The sequence below is a fragment of the Actinokineospora spheciospongiae genome (assembly GCF_000564855.1).
Classification (GTDB): Bacteria; Actinomycetota; Actinomycetes; order Mycobacteriales; family Pseudonocardiaceae; genus Actinokineospora; species Actinokineospora spheciospongiae.
Window position 1 is genome coordinate 22,204 of the sequence record NZ_AYXG01000145.1, and the last position, 20,065, is coordinate 42,268.

Annotated in this window: 15 protein-coding genes and 1 pseudogene; 8 read left to right on the top strand and 8 right to left on the bottom strand. The window is 73.1% G+C overall.

Going from position 1 to position 20,065, the window contains the following annotated elements:
- The first annotated feature begins 31 nt into the window (after positions 1 to 31).
- Together UO65_RS19205 and UO65_RS19210 are read left to right on the top strand one after the other, a co-directional pair.
- Positions 32 to 2,257, top strand: coding sequence for a GH92 family glycosyl hydrolase (locus tag UO65_RS19205; protein ID WP_324608975.1), 2,226 nt, complete (start codon positions 32 to 34; stop codon positions 2,255 to 2,257).
- Positions 2,254 to 3,540 carry a glycosyltransferase gene (locus UO65_RS19210; RefSeq protein WP_035284589.1) on the top strand — a complete coding sequence of 429 codons (1,287 nt, stop codon included), beginning with the start codon at positions 2,254 to 2,256 and terminating at the stop codon, positions 3,538 to 3,540. The genes UO65_RS19205 and UO65_RS19210 overlap by 4 nt, the downstream gene beginning before the upstream one ends.
- A gap of 5 nt (positions 3,541 to 3,545) precedes the next feature.
- Here UO65_RS19210 and UO65_RS19215 read toward each other — a convergent pair whose 3' ends face one another.
- Positions 3,546 to 4,424, bottom strand: a complete 879-nt coding sequence (locus tag UO65_RS19215; protein ID WP_035284591.1) for a phosphotransferase — start codon at positions 4,422 to 4,424, stop codon at positions 3,546 to 3,548.
- A gap of 138 nt (positions 4,425 to 4,562) precedes the next feature.
- On the opposite strand from UO65_RS19215, the gene lysS reads away from it, so the two are divergent.
- A complete protein-coding gene (gene lysS, locus UO65_RS19220; RefSeq protein WP_035284592.1) occupies positions 4,563 to 6,191 on the top strand; it encodes a lysine--tRNA ligase in 1,629 nt (542 codons plus the stop codon).
- 48 nt (positions 6,192 to 6,239) lie between these two features.
- Here lysS and UO65_RS19225 read toward each other — a convergent pair whose 3' ends face one another.
- The 6 genes from UO65_RS19225 to UO65_RS19250 form a co-directional block, all read right to left on the bottom strand.
- Positions 6,240 to 7,634: a hypothetical protein gene (locus UO65_RS19225; protein WP_035284594.1), complete on the bottom strand. Its 1,395-nt coding sequence runs from the start codon at positions 7,632 to 7,634 to the stop codon at positions 6,240 to 6,242.
- A 121-nt stretch (positions 7,635 to 7,755) separates the two neighbouring features.
- A complete protein-coding gene (locus UO65_RS19230) occupies positions 7,756 to 8,982 on the bottom strand; it encodes a cytochrome P450 (protein WP_035284596.1) in 1,227 nt (408 codons plus the stop codon).
- Between the two features lie 37 nt (positions 8,983 to 9,019).
- Complete coding sequence (locus UO65_RS19235) at positions 9,020 to 9,844, bottom strand: ABC transporter permease (RefSeq protein WP_035284598.1); 825 nt, start codon at positions 9,842 to 9,844, stop codon at positions 9,020 to 9,022.
- On the bottom strand, positions 9,841 to 10,794 hold the full coding sequence (locus UO65_RS19240) for a daunorubicin resistance protein DrrA family ABC transporter ATP-binding protein (protein WP_035284600.1): 954 nt from the start codon (positions 10,792 to 10,794) through the stop codon (positions 9,841 to 9,843). Before UO65_RS19240 ends, UO65_RS19235 begins: the two co-directional genes overlap by 4 nt.
- A gap of 31 nt (positions 10,795 to 10,825) precedes the next feature.
- On the bottom strand, positions 10,826 to 11,671 hold the full coding sequence (locus UO65_RS19245) for a DUF4097 family beta strand repeat-containing protein (protein ID WP_035284601.1): 846 nt from the start codon (positions 11,669 to 11,671) through the stop codon (positions 10,826 to 10,828).
- Between the two features lie 89 nt (positions 11,672 to 11,760).
- Complete coding sequence (locus UO65_RS19250) at positions 11,761 to 12,282, bottom strand: YlcI/YnfO family protein (RefSeq protein WP_035284602.1); 522 nt, start codon at positions 12,280 to 12,282, stop codon at positions 11,761 to 11,763.
- Positions 12,283 to 12,552: 270 nt separating this feature from the next.
- Between UO65_RS19250 and UO65_RS33445 the strand changes: the two genes are divergently transcribed.
- The 4 genes from UO65_RS33445 (at position 12,553) to UO65_RS19270 (ending at position 16,768) form a co-directional block, all read left to right on the top strand.
- Positions 12,553 to 13,848, top strand: a complete 1,296-nt coding sequence (locus UO65_RS33445) for a CE1 family esterase (RefSeq protein WP_052021365.1) — start codon at positions 12,553 to 12,555, stop codon at positions 13,846 to 13,848.
- Positions 13,849 to 13,914: 66 nt separating this feature from the next.
- The gene (locus UO65_RS19260; protein ID WP_035284603.1) at positions 13,915 to 14,859 is read left to right on the top strand and encodes a GlxA family transcriptional regulator; all 945 of its coding nucleotides are present in this window, start codon (positions 13,915 to 13,917) and stop codon (positions 14,857 to 14,859) included.
- 25 nt (positions 14,860 to 14,884) lie between these two features.
- Positions 14,885 to 16,153 carry a DJ-1/PfpI family protein gene (locus UO65_RS19265; RefSeq protein WP_052021366.1) on the top strand — a complete coding sequence of 423 codons (1,269 nt, stop codon included), beginning with the start codon at positions 14,885 to 14,887 and terminating at the stop codon, positions 16,151 to 16,153.
- Positions 16,154 to 16,180: 27 nt separating this feature from the next.
- Complete coding sequence (locus tag UO65_RS19270) at positions 16,181 to 16,768, top strand: TetR/AcrR family transcriptional regulator (RefSeq protein ID WP_035284604.1); 588 nt, start codon at positions 16,181 to 16,183, stop codon at positions 16,766 to 16,768.
- 271 nt (positions 16,769 to 17,039) lie between these two features.
- On the opposite strand, the pseudogene UO65_RS38200 reads toward UO65_RS19270, so the two are convergent.
- Positions 17,040 to 17,258, bottom strand: a pseudogene (locus tag UO65_RS38200) (aldo/keto reductase); the annotation flags it as partial.
- A gap of 586 nt (positions 17,259 to 17,844) precedes the next feature.
- Between UO65_RS38200 and UO65_RS19280 the strand changes: the two are divergent.
- Positions 17,845 to 19,947 (top strand): vWA domain-containing protein, encoded by a 2,103-nt coding sequence (locus UO65_RS19280; RefSeq protein ID WP_152552161.1) that lies wholly within the window; start codon positions 17,845 to 17,847, stop codon positions 19,945 to 19,947.
- Positions 19,948 to 20,065: the final 118 nt, after the last annotated feature.

A 20,065-nucleotide genomic window follows, 5' to 3' on the forward strand; every position in this document is an offset into this window, starting at 1 on the left:
CCTGTCCTAGGGTTTCGCCATCCTCGACGACATCGATCCCTTCATCGGTACCGCCGCCACCTCCCTGCCCGCGGCGCAGGGGCTGGCGGCCACCTGGTGGTGGCCGAAACCGCAGGTGGGCAACACCCACCCCGGGGCCACCTCCCCGCTCGGCATGGTGTCGGCCTGCGCCTACTCCGGCGCCTACCCCACCGGGTACGGGCTCTACACCAAGAACACCGAGGGCGTGCCCGAGCCGATGTTCGACCGGGTGCAGGCCTCCGGGTTCACCCACTTCCAGCAGTCCGGCACCGGGGCGATCCGCAAGTACTACAACTACGTGCGCGTCACCCCGATGGTGCAGCCGCTGGACACCCTCGGGCAGGCGTGGCCGCTGCACGACGAGACCGCCGAGGCCGGGTACTACGCGGCGACCCTCGACACCGGCATCCGCTCGGAGATCACCGTCGGCGAGAAGGTCGCCGTGCACCGATACACCTTCCCCGAGCACCGCAGCGCCCGGGTCGTCGTCGACCTGTCCTGCGGCGGGCTGGCGATCGACCACGGCCGGACGGTGCCGCTGCGGGCGCACGTGGAGAGCACCGGCAACGGCCGCGCCCGGGGCACCGTCGTGGTCGAGGGGGTGCCGCTGTCGGTGCACGTGGAGGTCGACAGCCCGGGGTGGCGGCAGATGCTCTGGCACGACCGCAGGCTGATCGAGGGCGGCACGCGGCTGGACTTCGACCGCATCCGGCACACCACGCTGCGCCCGTTCGGGCTGCTGTTCATGGGGCCCACCCGCGCCGGGCAGAGCGTGGAGGTGCGCATCGGGTTCTCGCTGCGCGGCTGCGAACAGGCCAGGGACAACCTGCACCGGGAGTGCGGCGGGGCGGTGTCGGCGTTCGACGGTGTCCGCGCGCAGACCAGGGCCCGCTGGCGCGACCACGTCGGCCGGGTCGAGGTCGAGGGCGGGTCACCGGCACGGCGGCGGGTGTTCGCCACCTCGCTGTACCACTCGCTGATCAAGCCGTGCTTCGCCGACGACGAGAGCCCGTTCTGGCCGACGGCCGGGCCGTTCGCCTTCGACGTGTGCACCATGTGGGACATCTACAAGACCCAGTTGCCGCTGCTCGCCGCGATCTGCCCCGGCCGGGCCGGGGACCTGCTGGAGTCGCTGATCCGGGTGTGCGAGGAGGAGGGCAACTTCCCCATCGGCTACCGGATGGCCCGCGGCGCCGACCGGTTCTTCCGGCAGGCGAGCGCGCTGGCGCACACCGCGCTGGCCGACGCGCACGCCCTGGGCCTTGGCGACCTGGACTGGAACTGGGCGCTGGTGCACATGGAGGGCGACCTGCGCCGGATGTACGGCGAGGACTTCTACGAACACGGCGTGGTGCACCCGATCTCGCACACCCTCGACCTCGCCTACGCCTACCACTGCACCTCCGGGGTGGCCAGGGCGCTCAACGACAGCGGGCTCGCCGACGACCTCGACGCCCGCGCCCGGCTGTGGACCAACGCGTTCGACCCGGCCACCGGCCTGCTGCGCGACTCGTCGTTCTACGAGGGCGGCAAGTGGAACTACTCGTTCCGCATCCTGCACGACATGGCGGGCCGGATCGCCGTGGCCGGGGGCGACGACGCGTTCGTGACCATGCTCGACCAGTTCTTCGGCCACGGCCAACCCCGGGTGGTGCAGCCGGGCAAGCGCCCGGACCAGACGGTCATGGCGGCGGGGTACGCGCTGAACCGGTTCGAGGGCCTGAACAACGAGCCGGACATGGAAGCGCCGTGGTCCTACCACTACGCGGGCAGGCCGGACCGCACCGCCGAGGTGGTGCACGCGGCGCTGACCTGGCAGTTCGGCACCGGCCCCGGTGGGCTGCCGGGCAACGACGACTCCGGTGGGCTCAGCTCCTGGTACGTGTGGGCCTCGCTCGGGCTGTTCCCGGTCGCCGGGCAGAACCTGTTCCTGGTCAACGCCCCCGCGTTCGAGCGCGCCACCGTCCACACCGGCCGCGGGGAATTCGTCGTCGAGACCAGCGGCCACCGCGAGGCGCCGATCAGCTCCGACGGGCTGGAGCAGGCGCCGCCGCCGCAGTACGTGCGGTCGGCCCGGCTCAACGGCAAGCCGCTGGACGCCGCGCACATCAGCGGGTCCGACCTGCACGCGGGCGGCACGCTGCACCTGGAGCTGGGCCCCGAGCCCTCGGGGTGGGGGCACCGGGTCCGCCCGCCGTCGTCGTCGGACCCGTTCGGGACGGGAGCACACCCATGACACGACCGAACCGCCGCCTCGTCATCGTCGTCCGGGCCGACCCGGTGATCTGCGGGCACTCCGGTGAGGCGCGCAACCTCGCCGAGGTCGCCCGCACCAGGGGCTTCGACGACGTCCGCCTGCTCACCTGGCCGATACCGGCGTTGCAGGCGGCGGGCCTGCCGCTGAAACCGCTCGACCGCATCACCCCCTACGGCGACGGCATCACGGTGGAGCGGCCGGAACCGGTCGGCGACTACCGGGTGCCGGACGGCCGGTACGTGGCCGGGCTGACCGGGCGCCTGGTCGAACTGCTCGCCGAGCCGGTCCCGACCACGTGCCTGTCGATGTACCTGGCCCCGCACGACGTGGTCGTCGGCGACGCCGTCGCCGCGGCGCGGGCGGCGGGCTACGCCCCCGACGTGCGCACCATGGCCAAGGCGGTGGGCTCGGACGTCACCAACGTGATCCGCTCCTGCCTGCGCGAGGGCCGCTTCGGCGCGGCGGTGGTCCTGTTCACCACCTTCCTGGCCAACGACCGGGTGCTGGCGGTCTCGGAGTACACCCGCCAGGAGATCATCGCCTCGGCGCGGGACGTGGACGCCCACTGCGGCACCCGCTTCGCCGAGGAGTGCGCGCGGCGGGTCGCGGTCAGCTACCCGCCGATCGACACCTCGGCCTACCTGGACCTGGACCCGGCCGCGGTGGACGCGGCACTGCACCGGCGGGGCCTGGAGCGCGACGGCTACGTGCTGTTCCTGTCCCGGGTGGCGCGCGCCAAGGGCATCCACGACCTGGTCACCGCGTTCGCCCGGTCGAAGGCGCGGTCGAAGGTCAAGCTCGTCGTCGCGGGCAACGGCCCGGCCCGCGACCAGGTCCGCGCCCTGACCGGGGACGACGACCGGATCGTGCACCTCGACGACGTGGACGACGAGGAGAAGCCGCTGCTCATGCGCGGCTGCGCGGCCTACGCGCTGCCGACCAAGCCGGAGCCCGAGTTCGTCGAGACCTTCGGCATCGCCCTGACGGAGAAGATGCTGGCGGGCGGCGGCCCGGTGATCACCACCACGACCGGCGGGACCGGCGAGGCGGTGGGCGACACGGCGATCACCGTGGCGGCGGGCGACGTCGCGGGCATCGCCGCGGCGATCGACCGGGTGGTGCTGGAGCTCTCGCCCGGGGAGCGCGCGGCCATGGAGGTCCGCGCCCGCGAGCACGCCATGGCCTTCGACCGGGTCCGGGTCTTCGACGACCTGTTCGCCCCACCGGACCCGATCACCCTGGCCACCCCCCGCTCCGCGTAGCGCGGTCAGACCGGGTCGCCGTCCGGCGGCGGCAGGTCCAGCACCCGGACGACCCAGGGCAGGGCGGTGCCCAACTGCGCGCGCTGGACCACGCGCACGCGCGGGGCCGTCGGGATGGGCGGCAACCCGGCGCGGGCGGCGAACAGGCCCGCCACCAGTGCGGCCATCGCCGGGTCGAGGTCGAGGACGTCCTCGGGGCGCGGGCCGCCCTCCGCGTGCAGGCTCGGCAGCCAGAAGGCGACGTCGAGCTGCGGGTTGCCCAGGGCGGCGTGGTTCCAGTCGAACAGGACGGCCGCGCCGCCGCGCAGGCACAGGTTGTCGCTGCGGACGTCGAGGTGCAGGGTGGCGGTCCCGGTGAGCGCTTCCGGGGTGGCCGCCTCCAGCAGGACCGGCAGCGCGCGGTCGAGCCAGGCCGGGGAGCACAGGCCCAGGGACAGGAAGGGCCCGGGGTCCTCGGCGACCACAGGCCAACCGGCCGCGGCGTGGTGGTCCGTGCCGATCACCGGCAGGTCGAGCGGGGTCGCGTGCACCTCGTCCAGGGTCCGCAGGACCGCGTCGACCGAGTCCCGGGTCCACGGTGGGGGCCAGGTGGCGTCGGTGAGGTCTTCGAGCACGAGCAGGGGTTCGGCGCCGTCGTCGTCCCACCCCAGGAGTTCGGGGAGGAAGGCGGCGCTGAGCCCGCTGTAGACCGCGTGCTCGGCCCGCAGCCAGGACGCGGTCAGCGGCGCCCGCGCCACCTTGACGAACGCCGAGCGGCCCGCGCCGGTGCGCACGACCCACCGCTGGTTCGGCGCGTAGCCGCGGTCGGTCACCGCCCGCGCCCGCACGACCGGGGACCCCAGGATGCGCCGGACCCGCTCAGCGGTGGCCCCGTCGAGGTTCACGGCGCGCAACGGTAGCCGCCGCCGAGGTGCCCGCACGACCCGTTTCGCCGCCCGGGGCGGGCGCGCGGGCGGTCGCGGACGGACATCGGGCTGCCGATACGCTGGCGGGCGCGAAGTGCGAGAACAGCGGAGGAATCGGTGGCAGGGAAAGACGGGCAGGACTGGGTTGCGCGGATCACCGACCGGGTGATCGCGGAGGCCGACCGGCGGGCGCCGGGCAAACCCATCGTGTCCGCCTCGGGGATCAGCCCCTCGGGGCCGATCCACCTGGGGAACCTGCGCGAGATCATGGTCCCGCACCTGGTCGCCGACGAGGTGCGCCGCCGGGGGCGGGACTGGGTGCACATCCTGTCCTGGGACGACTACGACCGGTTGCGGCGCGTGCCCGCCGACCTGCCCGCCGACTTCGCCGAGCACATCGGGCGCCCGCTGTCGGCGGTGCCGGACCCGTGGGGCGAGTACGAGAGCTGGGCCGAGCGGTTCAAGGCGCCGTTCCGCGCCGCGCTCGCGCAACTGGGCGTGGAGCTGCGCGAGATCAGCCAGACGCAGATGTACAGGTCCGGTGCCTACACCGAGCAGATCCTGCACGCGATGGACAACCGCGCGGTCATCGACGAGCTGCTGTCGCGGTACCGCACCAAGGGCGGCGACACGCCACCGTCCGAAGAGGAGTACTTCCCCTACCGCCCGTACTGCCACGAGTGCGGTCGGGACGAGACGGTGGTGACCGGGTACGACCGCGACGCCGCGACCGTCGACTACCGGTGCCGGTCCTGCGGGCACGGCGGCACGGTGCGGCTGCGCGAGGCCAACCACGGCAAGCTGGTGTGGAAGGTCGACTGGCCGATGCGCTGGGCCTACGAGGGCGTGGTCTTCGAGGGCGGCGGGGTGGACCACTCCTCCCCCGGTTCCTCGTTCACCGTGGGCTCGGACCTGGTGCGCCGGGTGTTCGACGCCGAACCCCCGGTGTACCAGGGGTACTCGTTCGTCGGGATCAAGGGCGCGGCCAAGATGTCCGGGTCGCGCGGCGGGGTGCCGACGGCGGCCGACGGCCTGCGCGTGCTGGAGGCGCCGGTCATGCGCTGGCTCTACACCCGCCGCAAGCCGGAGCAGGCGTTCACCGTGGACTTCGGGGCGGAGGTCGTGCGCCTCTACGACGAGTGGGACCGCCTGGGCACCCGCGTCGCCGAGGGCAAGGCGGACGCCTGGGAGGTGTCCGTGCTGGACCGGGCGACCGAGACCAGCCTCGGGAAGCTGCCCCGGCCGCAGCGCACGGTGTCCTTCCGGTTGATCTCCGCCGCGCAGGACATCACCGCGGGCGACGAGCGGCAGCTCACCCGCATCCTGCACGACGTGGACCCGGAGCTGACCCCGGCCGCCGTGCAGCCCCGGCTGGCACTGGCCGCGAACTGGCTGGAGGAGCACGTCCCGGCCGACGAGCGCACGCGGGTGCGCACCGAGCCCGCCACCGAGGCGCTGGCCGCGCTGGGCGGGGCCGACCGCGAGCACCTGCGGCTGCTGCTGGAGCACATGACCGACGACTGGAGCCTCGACGGCCTGACCCGGGTCGTCTACGGCGTGCCGAAGCTGGCCGCGGGCCTGCAACTCGACGACGCGCCCACCGACGGGGTCAAGCAGGCGCAGAAGGACTTCTTCAAGCTCATGTACCAGTTGCTGCTGGTCGATTCCGAGCGCGGGCCGCGGCTGCCCACGCTGCTGCTGTCCCTCGGCGACGACCGGATTCGGCACCTGCTGCCGGTGGGCTGACCCGGCGGTGGGCGCCGACCCGGGTCCGGGTCGGCGCCCACCGCGCTGTCACGGCCGGTCGTCGAAGAGCTGCACCCAGCGGCCGTCGAAGCCGCCGTTCGCGGCGGTGTACCACTGCCCGGTCAGCCAGGTCCCCGCTTCCCGCCTCTCAGCGGTGTCGACGACCCCGGTGTGCACGAAGAAGTCGTGCTGCCGCCAGTAGGCGCCGTGCGAGGCGGGGTCACCGCTGGCCGCACCGCGGCTGCGGCCCTGGCTGTCGAGACCGAGGCCCTGGTAGCCGCCGAAGTCGTCGGAACCGGAGATGGTGTCGGCGTTCTCCTCACCGGAGTAGGCGCCGTAGAACCAGCTCTTCGACAGGATGCCCTCGCGGCCGTCGGTCAGGTCGGACCGGCCGGAGTCGCGGGAGGCGGTGTAGAAGCGCTGGAGCCCGGCGGTGACCTCGACCGCACCGGATTCCGAGGTCACCGGGGACTCCAGCAGGACGTCGCTGGACTCGTCGCTGAGCCAGTGGGTGGCCCAGGCCGCGTGCTGCCAGTGGGTGGGGACGATGTCGGCGAGGTCCTGCAACTCGTAGGTCACCCGCTTGGTGGCCCGCCAGGGGACCTCCGTGTCGTCGTCGACCTTGCTGGCGAGGTCGTGAGCGGCCGCCGGGGTCACCGCGCCCGCCCGCAGCGCCGCCACCGCGCCGGTGGAGCGCTCCGGGACGAAGACGTAGTGGACGTTCTTGTCGCTGTCGTTGTTGATGTCGACCTCGGCCGTGCCCGTGCCTTCAATCCGCGACGCCACGGTGGCCCAGGAGTCGGTGACGAACCGCAGTTCGTGGCCGTGGCGGTTGACCGTCACCGAGTCCAGGTCGCTGCCGTCGGCCTGCCACAGCATCAGGTGCTTACCGGTCGGGGCGGTCATGAAGTTGACGCCGCGGCGCATCACGTGGTCCTTGTGGTCGGTGATGGTGGCGTACACGGGGGTTTCGCCGATGCCGGGGTCTCCGGTGACACCGTGCAGCACGATCTCGACGCGCTCCCAGTCGTGGATGTCCTTGAAGTCCTTGTCGGCCGCGTTGTAGACGTGGTAGATCAGGACGAGGTCCTTGGTGCCGCCGCTGGTGTACTCGATCAGGGCTGTGTAGAGGGTGGGCCGGATGCGCCAGTCGGGGTGGGCGCCCGCCAGGGTGTACCGGTTGACCTCGCGCCAGTTCACCCGGTTGTTCGAGAAGTTCCCGTCGCGGTCGAAGTCGTAGTTCGACAGCCAGTCGGTGCCCTCGCGGCCGCTGCTCTCGTCCCCGCGCTTGAAGATGACGGGCGCGTAGTGCGACAGGTACGCCTGCCGCTGCGCCGCGGTCAGCGTCCACGCCGCCGCCGACGCACCGCCCACCCCCGGCACCGCCAGCGGCGCTGCCACCAGCAGCAGGACCGCGACCAACCCGCGAACGACCTTCGACACCGCGCACCCCTCCCGACGTCACCAGGTGATCAGGCTAGTGACCCCGGGCAGGTGGCCACATCGGTCAGTTGGAGTCAGTTCCTTGCCAACCGATGCCGCTCTCGGCCACAGCGGCGGTGGGTCAGGGGGCGGTGTCCGTCCAGGTGACCGGCAGTTCGTGGACGCCGTAGATGTTCATGTCGGTCCTGAGCCGCACCTCGGCCGCCGGGACGGCGAGCCGGAGGGTCGGGAAGCGGCGCAGCAGCCCGCCGAAGCCCGCCCGCATCTCGATGCGGGCCAACTGCTGGCCGAGGCACTGGTGGATGCCGTGGCCGAAGGACATGTGGCCGCGGGCGTTGCGGTGCGGGTCCAGGGCGTCGGGGTCGTCGAAGCGCCGGGGGTCGCGGTTGGCGGCCAGCAGCGCGAGGACGACGGTCGAGCCCTCCGGGATCGTCTCGCCGCCGAGTTCGATGTCCTCCGTGGCGTAGCGGTAGAGGAAGTCGACCACGGCCAGGTGGCGCAGGAACTCCTCGACGGCGCCGGGCAGCAGGTCCGGGTCGGCGCGCAGTTCGGCGGCCAGGTCGGGGTGCTCCAGGAGCGCGAAGGTGCCCAGTGCCAGCATGTTGGCGGTGGTCTCGTGGCCCGCCAGCAGCAGGACGAAGGCCATGCCGACCAGTTCCTCGACGCTGAGGTCGTCGTTGCGGGCCAGGTCGGACAGCAGGTCGTCGGCGGGGGCGGCGCGCTTGCCGGTGACCAGTTCGGCGAGGTAGCCGGTCAGCTCGTTGTACGCGGCCATCTTGTCCTCGAGCGAGATGTCCTTGACGAGGATCTTGGCGGAGTTGACCTGGAAGTTCTCCCGGTGCGCGTAGGGGACGCCGAGCATTTCGCAGATCACCAACGAGGGCACCGGCAGCGCGAACTCCCTGACCAGGTCGACCGGTGGGGTCAGGTTCGCCAGGTGCTCCAGTTGCCGCTCGGCGATCTCGGTGATGTGCCTTTCGAGCTGCCGCATGCGCTTGACGGTGAACGCGCCGGTCAGGGTGCGCCGCAGCCGGGTGTGGTCCGGCGGGTCCATGTTGATGAACACGCCCGGCACCTGCGGGGACGGTTCGGTCATGGCGGGCATGCCGGGGGTCTCGTAGGGCAGGTGCAGGATGCCGATGTCCTGGCGGGAGCTGAACCGGGCGTCGGCCATGGCCTGGCGGACCGCGTCGTAGCCGGTGACGAGCCAGCCCTCGTGGCCGTCGGGGAAGAGCATGGGGCTGACGGGGCGGCCCTCGCGCAGCCGGGTGATGGCACTGGGCGGGTCGAAGGGGCTCGCGTCGCGGTCCAGGGGGAGGCCATGCGGAGTGGGGACCGTCGAGGTCATCGGGTTTCCTTTCGCGGGAGGGTGGGGATCAGGGCGGTCAGCGGGCGTATTCGCGGTTGAACAGCCGCTTGGACCAGAGGTGGCCGCCGAGGGCGATCAGGGCGCACCAGCCGAGCGCGACGGCGGCGTTGTGCCCGACCGGGGTGCCCATCAGCAGGCCGCGCAGGGTTTCGATGATCGGGGTGAACGGCTGGTACTCGGCGAACCAGCGCAGCCCGGCGGGCATGGAGTCGGTGGGGACGAACCCGCTGCCCAGGAACGGCAGGAGCAGCAGCGGCATCCCGACGTTGCTCGCGGCCTCGACGCTCTTGCTGACCTGGCCGAGCGCGACCGACAGCCAGACCAGGGCGAACGTCAGCGCCACCAGGAAGCCCGCCGTGGCCAGCCACCCGCCCACCCCGGCGGCGGGCCGGAAGCCGACCAGCAGGGCCACGCCGATCACGACCGCCAGGGCGAACGCCGCCTGGATGACGCTGCCCAGCACGTGCCCGGTCAGCACCGAGACGCGGGCGATGTGCATGGTGCGGAACCGGGCGATGATGCCCTCGGTCAGGTCCATGGCGACCGAGATCGCCGTCCCCTGGACCACGGCCGTCACGGTCATCAGGATGATCGCGGGGGTGACGTAGTCGACGTAGGCGTCGCGCCCGCCGGACGCCCCGCCGAGCCCGGCGCCCAGGGTGCCGCCGAACACGTAGACGAACAGCAGCAGGAACACGATCGGCATCCCGACGAGCATCACGGTCAGCGACGGGTAGCGCAGCATGTGCTTGAGGTTGCGGCGCAGCATGGTCGCCGAGTCGCGCAGCGGGTGGAACCGGAGGTCCGCCGGGGCGGGTCCGGCGGGGGCGGGGGTGCTCATCGGGAGGTCACCTTCTCGTCGTGGGGGTTGCCGGTGAGGGCGAGGAAGACGTCGTCGAGGTCAGGGGTGTGCACGGACAGCTCGTCGACCTCGATGGCCCGGTCGTCGAGCCGGTCGATCAGGGTCTTGAGCGAGCGCAGGCTGCCGTCGCTGGGCACCCGCAGGGTGAGGGCGTCGTCGTCGCGGGAGACCTCGCCCAGCAGGCGGGCGGCGGCGTCCAGGCCGAGCGGGTCGGCGAACCGCAGGCGGACGTGCCCGCCGGGGATGCGGCGCTTGAGCTGGTCCGCGGTTCCCTCGGCGACGAGCCTGCCGCGGTCGAGGACCGCGATGCGGTCGGCCAGCTCGTCGGCCTCCTCCAGGTACTGGGTGGTCAGGAAGATGGTGACGCCACCGGCCACCAGCTCCCGGACGATCTGCCACATGCCCCGGCGGCTGCGCGGGTCCAGGCCGGTGGTCGGCTCGTCGAGGAAGATCACCCGAGGGCTGCCGACCAGGGTCATGGCCAGGTCGAGCCGCCGCCGCATCCCCCCGGAGTACGTGGAGACCGGCTTACCGGCCGCCTCGACCAGGTCGAACTGCTCCAGCAGCCGCCCGGCGCGGCGCTTGCCGTCGCCCCGGGGCAGGTGGTGCAGGTCCGCCATCAGGTGCAGGTTCTCCCTGCCGGTGAGCAGGTTGTCCACCGCGGAGAACTGGCCGGTGACACCGATCGCGGCGCGTACGGCGTCGGGTTCGGTGGTGAGGTCGTGCCCGGCGACCCAGGCGCTCCCGGCGTCGGCGCGGATCAGGGTGGACAGGACCTTGACCGTGGTGGTTTTCCCGGCGCCGTTGGCGCCGAGCAGCGAGAAGACGCTCCCGCGCGGGACGTCCAGGTCGATGCCGTCGAGGACGACGTGGTCGCCGAAGGACTTGCGCAGCCCGGTGGCCGCGATCGCCGAGTGCTGGGTGTGCATGGGATTTCCCTTCCGGGGTGGGAGGAGCGGGTCAGGAGCGGCGGATGGTGATGGCGCCGAACGAGGTCTGCGCGCGCACCTCGACGGTCTCGTCGGACTCCCCCGGGCTGGTGGCGTTCTCCAGCAGGTTGCGCACCTGCCCGAAGCCGGTGTTCACCTCCAGCCAGGCGGCGGTGCCCTCGGCGATGCCGATGTCCAGGTCGCCCATCGCGGTGCCGAGTTCGACCGAGCCGCGGGCCACCTCGCCGAGGCGGATGCTGCCGTTGGACGTCTTCGCCTCGACCCCGGCGCCCGCCCGGTCGACGGAGATGTCGCCGTTCGCCGAGCGCACCCGCACGTCGCCGGTGACCCCGGCGAGCGCGGTGTCGCCGTTGGAGTTCTTGACCACCACGGAGCCGTCGGTGTCGCCGATGCGGACCTTGCCGGAGCCGGTGTGGACCTCGGCGTTGCCCGCGACGCCGTCCGCGGTGACGTGCCCGGCCGCGGTGTCCACGCGCAGGGAGCCGGTCCGCTCCAGCCGGACGTTCCCGGCGGAGGTCTTGAACCGGCACTCGCCGAGCCTGCCCGTGCCGTTGAGGTCCCCCACCTGCACCTCGCCGGTCACCTGCGAGCCGCTGGGCAGGGCGATGGACACCTCCACCGACCTGGTCTTGCGGGAGAAGTCGAAAGCGCGCGACTTCGGCCCCACGACCTGGAGCACCCCGTTCGCGTAGTCGACGCGGACCCGTTCGGCGGCCTGCACGTCCGAGTCGTTGGACTCGTCGCTCGGGCGGACGTCGACGGAGGTGTCGGCGCGGTCGCTCGCGGTGATCCGCACGTTGCCCGTGCCGAGTTCGACGGTGACGGAGATCGGTTCGGGTGTGTCGAAAATGGGCATGGCTGTCCCCTCGTCATGGGTCGGTGGCACATCCCCGCAGGTCAGGGACGCGTGTGGGAAAGCGGTGCAGCGGTGGGACTGTGGTGGGGCTAACGCACCCAGCCGGTGAGGCGCTGTTGGGCCCGCTTGGCACCGGTGCGCTGCTCGGGCCGCTGGTCGCGGTCGGAGCGTTGCAGTGCGGTCGAGGCCGCGCGGACCAGCCAGGCGTTGACCGAGCGCCCCTCCTTGGCGGCGGCCTCCTCGACCGCGGCCTTGAGCTGCTCGGGGAGGCGCACGTTGATCCGCGAGCTGGGGCCGTCCTCGGCGATCAGCGGGCCGCCGTCGGCCGCCGCCGGGTCCTCCTCGACCGCGGCCTCGGCCGGTTCGGCAGGCGGTGCGGTCACGACGAAGTTCGGATCGCGGCCGCGCAGGCGCAGTTCGACCGAGCCGGGGGCCAGGTCCCGGGTGATCTCGTCGGCCGCGGCGGACAGCGCCTCCAGCAGCGTCATCCGGATCGCCGACTCGAGCGACCCGGTCAGCCGCTCGACCAGCAGCCGCGCCTCGTCGCCGCTGGCTTCGGCGAGCGTGGCGAACTCTCGTCCGAGGTTGCCCACATAGGAGGTCAGGTCCATGGCACAAGCATGGCACACGCGTGGCACCACGGCAAGCCATCTTGGCTCAGAGTGATGCCACAGCGGCGCCAGTTGACGCGCCAGCGTTGAAATGCGCTGGTCAAAGCGGTGCCATCCGACGACCCGGGAGGCTCTGGAGGTGGGCGGGGGTCTGGGCGGCGCGTTCGTCACGCCCGCCACAACCCTCCGCCGAAGTTGTTCGGTGCGGTACTAGAGCCACGGGTCGGCGCGGTGCCAGCATGGGCGCCCCGGCATCAACTGGAGGTCCCCGTGGTGGTTCGACCGTCGTGGCGCCCGCTCGCGTGCCTGGCCGTGGCGGGTGTCGCGGTCACCGCCCTCACCGGGTCGGGCAGCGGTGCCGCCGAAGCCGCCCCGGAGCCCGTGGCCGACCACGTCGAGGTGACGACCGGGGGCCTGCCGTCGGTGCCCGCCTACCGGGTCGCCGCGCCCGTCGTCGACGGCGGTGTCGCCGTGCTGGACGACATCGCCGACTACGGCGCCGAGCGGGTCAGCGGGCGGGCGGGGCTCGCCGGTGGGGCGACGGCCGCGTTCGACCTGCGCCGCGGCGCGATCGGGCTGGCGGGCGAGGTCACCCTGGACGACCCGGCCGCGGGCGTGCGGGTCAAGGCCCAGGTGTCCGGGGGCGTCAGCCGGGTTGCCGACGACACGATCCGGTGGTCGGGGCTGGTGGAGATCACCAGGGCCGGCAGCCGGAACCTCGTACTCGCCACCATCACCGTGGTCGACCGCGTCCTGGACGCGGGCAACCACGCGGTCACCCTGCGCCACGCCGGGCAGGACCGCAGGGCCGTCGTGCACGTGCCCGCCGGGCGGGGCGGGGCGCGGGGGCTGCCCGTCCTGTTCCACTTCCCCGGGTTGCTGGAAACCCCGGCCGTCGCCGAGCAGTACGACAAGCTGACCCCGCACGCCGACGAGCGGGGCTACCTGCTCGTCATCCCCGAGCACTACGGCACCGGGTGGCAGGGCGTCCTGGGCGGCCCGCCCGTCCCCGACGTCGACGACCCGGGTTTCGTGCGCGCCCTCGCGGCCGAGGTCCACGAGCGCTTCGGCGGTGACCCGCGGCGGACCTACTCCTCGGGGATGAGCAACGGCGGGTTCTTCACCAGCCTGACCGCCTGCGTGCTCACCGACGTGTTCGCCGCCTTCGCCCCGGTCTCGGGCCAGCTCAACGACCCGCGGGGCTGCGCGCCCGCGCGGCAGATCCCGATCGCGATGATCCACGGCGACGCCGACCCGCTGGTCCGCTACAGCACCACCGTCCCCGCCGCCGCGTTCTGGGCGGCCCACAACGGGTGCGCACCCGAGCCGGTCGCCACACCCCTGCCCGACACCGACCCCGACGACGGCACCACCGCCATCCGGCACGACTACACCGGGTGCGCCGCGGGTGCCCCGGTCGTCCTGTTCCAGGTCGTCGGGGCCGGGCACGCCTGGCCCGGCGGCGACCCGTACCCCGTGCCGTCGCTCGGGATCGCGGGCCGCGACCTCGACGCCAACGAGACCATCTGGGACTTCGTCTCCCGGTACACCCTGCCGGTCTCCTGACCCCGTGACCTGATCCGTCCGCACGCGGACCACCGCTGTCCGCGCCCGCGGGCATACCGTCGTGGTGTGGACAGCGGAGCGCGACGGGTCGTGGTGGTGGTGCAGCCCGCGGTCAACCTGTTGGACCTGGCCGGGCCGGTGCAGGTCTTCGACGCGGCGAACCACCGCGGCGCGGCCTACCGGCTGGAGTACGCCGCGGTGGCGGACCGGGTCGACAGCGCGCAGGGGCTGCGGCTGGCGGACCTGGGGCCGTTGCCGGATGTGTCCGCGGGCGACCTCGTGCTGGTCCCCGGCCCCCGGCTGGAGCGGACCGGGGTGCGGGTCGACCCGGAACTGGTGACCTGGCTGCGGCGGTCGGCGGCGGCCGGTGCGGAGTTCGCCGCCGTGTGCAGCGGGGCGGCCGCGCTCGGCGAGGCCGGCCTGCTGGACGGCCGCCGCTGCACGACGCACTGGGAGCTGCTGGAGCCCATGCGTTCGCGCTACCCCCGGGCGAAGGTCCAGGACGGCGTGCTGTTCACCCACGACGGCCCGGTCAGCACCAGCGCGGGCGTCGCGTCGGGCATCGACCTGGCGCTGTCGCTGGTGCACCGCGACCACGGCCCGGCCACGACCGCGGCCGTCGCCCGCGCGCTGGTCGTGTACCTGCGCAGGCCCGGCGGTGGGGCGCAGTTGAGCCCGTTCCTGAGCTCCCGGGCGCACGTCGACGAGGCGGTGCACGCCGTGCAGGACCACATCGCCGAGCACCTGGACCGGCCGCACCGGCTGGCCGACCTGGCCGCCCGGGTGCACCTGTCGCCGCGCGGCCTGAGCCGGGCGTTCACCGCGGCAACCGGCATCACCCCGCTGGAGTTCCACCAGCGGTTGCGCCTGGCCATGGCCGAGGACCTGCTGACCGCGACCGACCTGACCGTGTCCGCGGTCGCCGCCCGCACCGGCTTCCGCGACGCCCGCCAACTCCGCAGGCTCTACCGCGAACGCCACGGCGCCCCGCCGTCGTCGCTGCGCGCCTGACACCCGATTCTCCCGAGAGGACCCCATGCGCTTCCGCGTGCTCGGCGGCGTCGTCGCCGCGACCCTGTTCGCCGGTGCCGCCGCCCTCGGCGTGACCGCGTCGATGGCGGAGGGCTTCCCCGAACCGCCGCCGGGCCACTGGCCCGCCACCGCACCCGTGCCACCGGACCGGCTGGTGGTGGCCGTGGCGGTCGGCGCGACCGGTTCGGTGGCCGCCGACGTGCTCGCCCCGTACTCGGTGTTCGCCGGGTCGCCGCGGTTCGGGGTGCGGGTGGTGGCCCAGGAGCTGTCGCCGGTCACCCTCTCCGGCGGGTTGCACGTCGTGCCGGACAACACCTTCGCCCAGGTCGACGCGCCGGACGTGGTGGTCGTGCCCGCGGTCGTCGACTGGGCGGGGCCGGGCGAGGCGGCGCTGCGGGAGTGGGTGGCGCGGCAGGCGGACCGGGGCGCGCTCGTCCTGGGGGTGTGCAGCGGGGCCAAGGTGCTGGCCGAGGCGGGGGTGCTCGACGGCCGCTCCGCAACCACGTTCTGGTCTGCTGTGGACGGTATGCGCGATGACCACCCCGCCGTGGAATGGGTCGCGGGCAAGCGGTACGTCGAAGACGGTGACGTCATCACCACGGCGGGCGTCAGCTCGGGGGTCGTCGGGGCGCTGCGCGTGGTCGAGCGGTTGGCCGGGCCGGAGGAGGCCGAGCGGGCGGGCGCCCTGGCGGCGTACCCGGGTTGGTCGCGCGCGGCGGGGCTGGACATCCCGGTGCGCGGGTACTCCCCCGCCGACCTGCCCTACGTGCTCAACGCGGCCTTCCCGTGGGGGCGGGCGACCACGGGGGTCGGGGTCGGCCCGGGGGTGGACGAACTGGACCTGGCCGCCGCCCTGGAGGTGTACTCCGGCTCGTCGTTCGCCCAGCGCACCGTCCCGGTGGCCGTGGACGGCGAGACGCGCACCCGGCACGGCCTGCGCCTCCTGGCCGCCGCACCCGCCGACCTCGACCGCCTGGTGCTGACCGCCGACGACCCGGCGCTGACCCGGTGGGCCGCTGAGCACGACGTGCCGGTGAGCCGGGTGCGCGGGTTCGACGCCGCGCTGACCGACCTGGCGGTCACCGCGGACCGGGCGAGTGCGACGGCCGCCGGCAAGTTCATCGAGTACCCGACCGCGCACCTGGCGCTCACGGGCGGCCCGTGGCCGTGGCGCCCCACCGTCCTGTTGGTCCTCACCGTGCTCGTGGCGGGCACCGCAGGCCTGCTGATCGCCCGGCGGGACAAGGGGAAAGCGTCGGACGGGGGAAAGTAGACTGGTGAGGGCATCCGAGGAGGGCCAGTGCTCACGAAGAAGGGTGCCGCGACCCGGCAGCGGATCGTGGAGGCGGCGGTCGCGGAGATCCGCGAGCGCGGCATCGGCGCGGTCACCCTCGACGACGTCGGGCGGCGCAGCGGCACCGGCAAGAGCCAACTCTTCCACTACTTCCCCGGGGGCAGGGAGCAACTGCTGCTGGCGGTGGCCCAGTGGGAGGCCGACCGGGTGCTGCGGGACCAGCAGCCGCACCTCGGGCAGCTCACCTCGTGGGCGGCGTGGCGGCAGTGGCGGGACGCGGTGGTCGAGCGCTACCGGGAGCAGGGGGGGCACTGCCCGCTGGGGGTGTTGATCACCGAGGCGGGCAGGCACACCCCAGCCGCGCAGGCGGTCACCCGGCAGCTCCTGGGCCAGTGGCAGCACCACGTCCGGGTCGGCATCGAGCAGATGCAGGGCAGCGGTGACATCAGCCGCGACGTCGACCCGGACGCCGTGGCCGGTGCGCTGATCGCCGCGATCCAGGGCGGGGTGGTGATCCTGCTGTCGACGGGTTCTCCCGCGCACCTGGAATCCGTCCTGGACCTGTGCTTGGACTACCTGCGCACCTACCGCTGAACCCAGTTGCGCACCACCGGGTGGTAGCAGGCGGCCTTGTCCCCGACCTTGGCACCGGGGCTGACCAGCCACTCCTGGTACTGAGGGGTGAACATCCGGTAGACCGACGCCGGGGCACAGCGCTGGCTTTGTTGAGGTCAGCCCGCAGCCGCGCGGGCAGCTCGAAGTCGAGCGCCGCCAGTGACGTGCCGAGCTGCTCGCCGGTCAAGCCGGTGTCGGAGGGGCGGTACTTGCCGGTGAGGAAGCCGCCGAGCGGGCTCCACGCCGTGACGCCGGGCCCCAGGGCCTGCCCGGCCGGGACGTGCTCGGTCTCGACGGTGCGCTCGATGAGGGAGTAGGGCAGTTGCAGGTTGATCATCGGCACGAGCGAGTGGGCCTCGGTGAGGGTCTGCGCCCGCGCGGCGTACCAGGCGGGCACGTCGGACAGCCCCGCGTACCGGATCTTCCCCGCCCTGGTGAGGTCGTCGAAGGTGCGCAGCACTTCCTCCACCGGCGTGATCCGGTCCCAGGTGTGCAGCAGGACAGGTCGAGGTGGTCGGTGCGCAGGCGCCGCAGCGACGCCTCGACCGCGCGGAGCATGTGCTTGCGGGCGTTGCCGCCCGCGTCCAGGTAGCGGCGCAGGATCGGCCGGGCCTCGTCCTCGGTCCTGCCGTACGCGGCGTGGAAGCCGCCGGTGCCGAAGTTCATCGTGCCCAGTGCCAGGCGGCTGACGCGGAGCCCGGAACGGCCCAGCAGGAAGTGGTTGTCCAGTGCCATGCCCGCCACGGTGCAGCGGGAAAAATGGGCCCGCAAGTACAGAATCAGCGGTGCGCCGCGGGCGGCACCCGCCCGGCGAGGGTGACCCCGCGCGGAGTAGAGTCCTCTGTGGACGATGGGATCGAGTGGCGGATTGACAGGCCGCGCACCCACCGCGCGTCGGTTCGCCCGGTCCCCGCCTCCCCGCAAGGAGCAGCGGGGCAGGGCCGTCCGGGTGCGGCCCGCGACAGAGCGCAACTCACTGGAATAGCCTAGTAACCCGGGTCACACCACGCCGATTTCCCCTGCGCGAGAGCACATCAGTGAAGGGGCGTGGGAATGTGAGATCCAAGCGCATGATCGGGGCGACGGCGGTGGCGGTCGCCGCCGTGGTCGCAGGCGGGGTGCAGGCGGTGGCCGTCGACGGCAACCTGCCCGGCGGCACGAGCATCTCGGTGGACGTCGCGAGCCCGGCCGCGGGCACGGTGGTGCCGCAGGGGCCGGTGACCGTCACCGGCACGGCGGCGATCGGCACGGGGGTCGCGGTCAAGGACACCGCGCTCACCTACGTCGTGGACGTCTCCGGCAGCACCGCGGCCGGGTGCGCGGCGGGCACGATCCTCACCTGCGAGCAGACCGCCGTGACCAACCTCAACGCCATCGCGGCGGCACCCAACACCGTGGTGGGCAGCGTCGGCGCGGTCGTGTTCGGCTCCGACGCCGCGACCGTGGACGTGCGCCCGATCGGTGGTGACCAACTGCTGACCGCCCCCGAGTCCGACGAGAACGGCAACGGCGCCCGCGACGTCGAGGAGGCGGTGAACTCCGCGGTGATCGGCGGGGTGCAGCAGTTCACCCCGAAGTCGTTCCCCAGCGGCACCAGCTTCGTCCCGGCCGTGCAGGCTGCGACGACGGTCACCGGCGCCCAGACGCAGGCCCGCAAGGTCGTGCTGTTCCTGTCCGACGGGTTCGCCTCCGGTGACGTGACCGGGGTCGCGGGCGCGGTGCCCGCCAACGTCGACTACCACACCTTCGCCGTGGGCCCCGGCTCGGCGTGCAACGGCGGCGCGTACAACGCCAGCCTCCAGGCCATCGCCGACCTCACCGGCGGCACGTGCACCGCGGTGCCCGACCCGGCCAACCTGCCGAACGTGGTGCCCGGGATCATCAACTCGACGCTGACGAACCTGGCCCTGAGCGTGGACAACGGGGCGCCCACGGCGATCACCAACATCACGCCCGGCCTGCCGCAGACCGGTCCGGCGTCGGTGGGCTACACCGTCGACACCGCTGCGCTCACCTCCGGCACCCACCAGTTGTGCGTGACCGCGCGCGGCACGGACGGCGGCGGCGCGGGCACCGTCACCGACTGCACCACCGTGATCGTCAACGACCCCCCGGAGGTGATCCCCGGCGGCCCGTACTCGGGTCAGGAGGGCACGCCGGTCGCCCTGGCGGGCACGGTCGTCGACCCCGACGGGCCGAGCCTGGCGACGCAGTGGAGCGCGGTGCCGCTGTCCGGTGTGGACGCGGGTGCGACGTGCGCCTTCTCCGCGCCGACCTCGCTGAACACGACCGTCACCTGCGATGACGACGGGGTGTGGACCCTGCGGCTGGTCGCGAACGACAGCCTGCACCCCGACGTGGTCGCCACGACCACGCTGACGCTGACCAACGTGGCGCCCCAGGTCGGCATCTCCGCGCCCGCGAACGGCACGCTGGTGCTGCGCGGCACGCCGATCGGCGTCACCGCGCCGTTCACCGACATCGCCACGCACGACACCCACACCTGCACCGTCGACTTCGCCGACGGCACCCCGGTCGCGACCGGGACCGTGGCGCAGGGCGCGGGTTCGGGCACGTGCACGGCGTCGCACACCTACACCGGCGTCGGCGCGCACAACGTCCTGGTGACGGTCACCGACGACGACGGCGGGTCCGCCACCGCCGTGGTCAAGCTGGTGTCGTACGTGCGGGCCGAAGCGTGGTCGATCAGCGCCTCCGGCCTGCTCACCATCGCCAAGACCCCGCACGCCACCTGCCCGCCGTCCTCGGACAAGACGACCGCCTCGCTGAACGTGCTCGGCCTGGCCTCCGTGCAGGCGCTGCACGCGGACTGCTTCCTCGACGTCCAGACCGGCCGCACCGACGCCGGGGCCGAGGTGTCCAGCGCGAGCCTGCTGGGCGGCGCGATCACCCTGTCCGACATCGAGACGAGCTGCATCGCCAACGAGTCGGGCCTGTCCAGCTCGTCGCGGGTGGGCACGCTGAACGGCACGCCGATCGGCACGGGACCCGCCAGCATCGGCATCCCGGGCGTGGCGACCGTCCACGTGAACCAGACGGTGCTCGGCCCGAACGGGCAACGCGCGCAGTACGCGGTGCGCGTGGTGACCCTGCTCGGGCAGGAGATCATCGTGTCCGGTTGCCGGATGGGCTTCTGATCCCCGCGGCGCCCCCGGGGTGATCGTCCCGGGGACAACCACCGCATTGCCCCGGCCGCCAGTGGCGGCCGGGGCAATGCCCGTTTCGGGCCCGTCCAAAATGCGAAAACTTTTCCGC

What these genes read in the sequence shown, in the direction of transcription:
- UO65_RS19210 (WP_035284589.1), top strand. Translation starts at nt 2,254, where the DNA reads ATGACACGACCGAACCGCCGCCTCGTCATCGTCGTCCGGGCCGACCCG.
- UO65_RS19230 (WP_035284596.1), bottom strand. Translation starts at nt 8,982, where the DNA reads ATGACCTCGACGGTCCCCACTCCGCATGGCCTCCCCCTGGACCGCGAC.
- UO65_RS19235 (WP_035284598.1), bottom strand. Translation starts at nt 9,844, where the DNA reads ATGAGCACCCCCGCCCCCGCCGGACCCGCCCCGGCGGACCTCCGGTTC.
- UO65_RS19240 (WP_035284600.1), bottom strand. Translation starts at nt 10,794, where the DNA reads ATGCACACCCAGCACTCGGCGATCGCGGCCACCGGGCTGCGCAAGTCC.
- UO65_RS19245 (WP_035284601.1), bottom strand. Translation starts at nt 11,671, where the DNA reads ATGCCCATTTTCGACACACCCGAACCGATCTCCGTCACCGTCGAACTC.
- UO65_RS19250 (WP_035284602.1), bottom strand. Translation starts at nt 12,282, where the DNA reads ATGGACCTGACCTCCTATGTGGGCAACCTCGGACGAGAGTTCGCCACG.
- UO65_RS19265 (WP_052021366.1), top strand. Translation starts at nt 14,885, where the DNA reads ATGCGCTTCCGCGTGCTCGGCGGCGTCGTCGCCGCGACCCTGTTCGCC.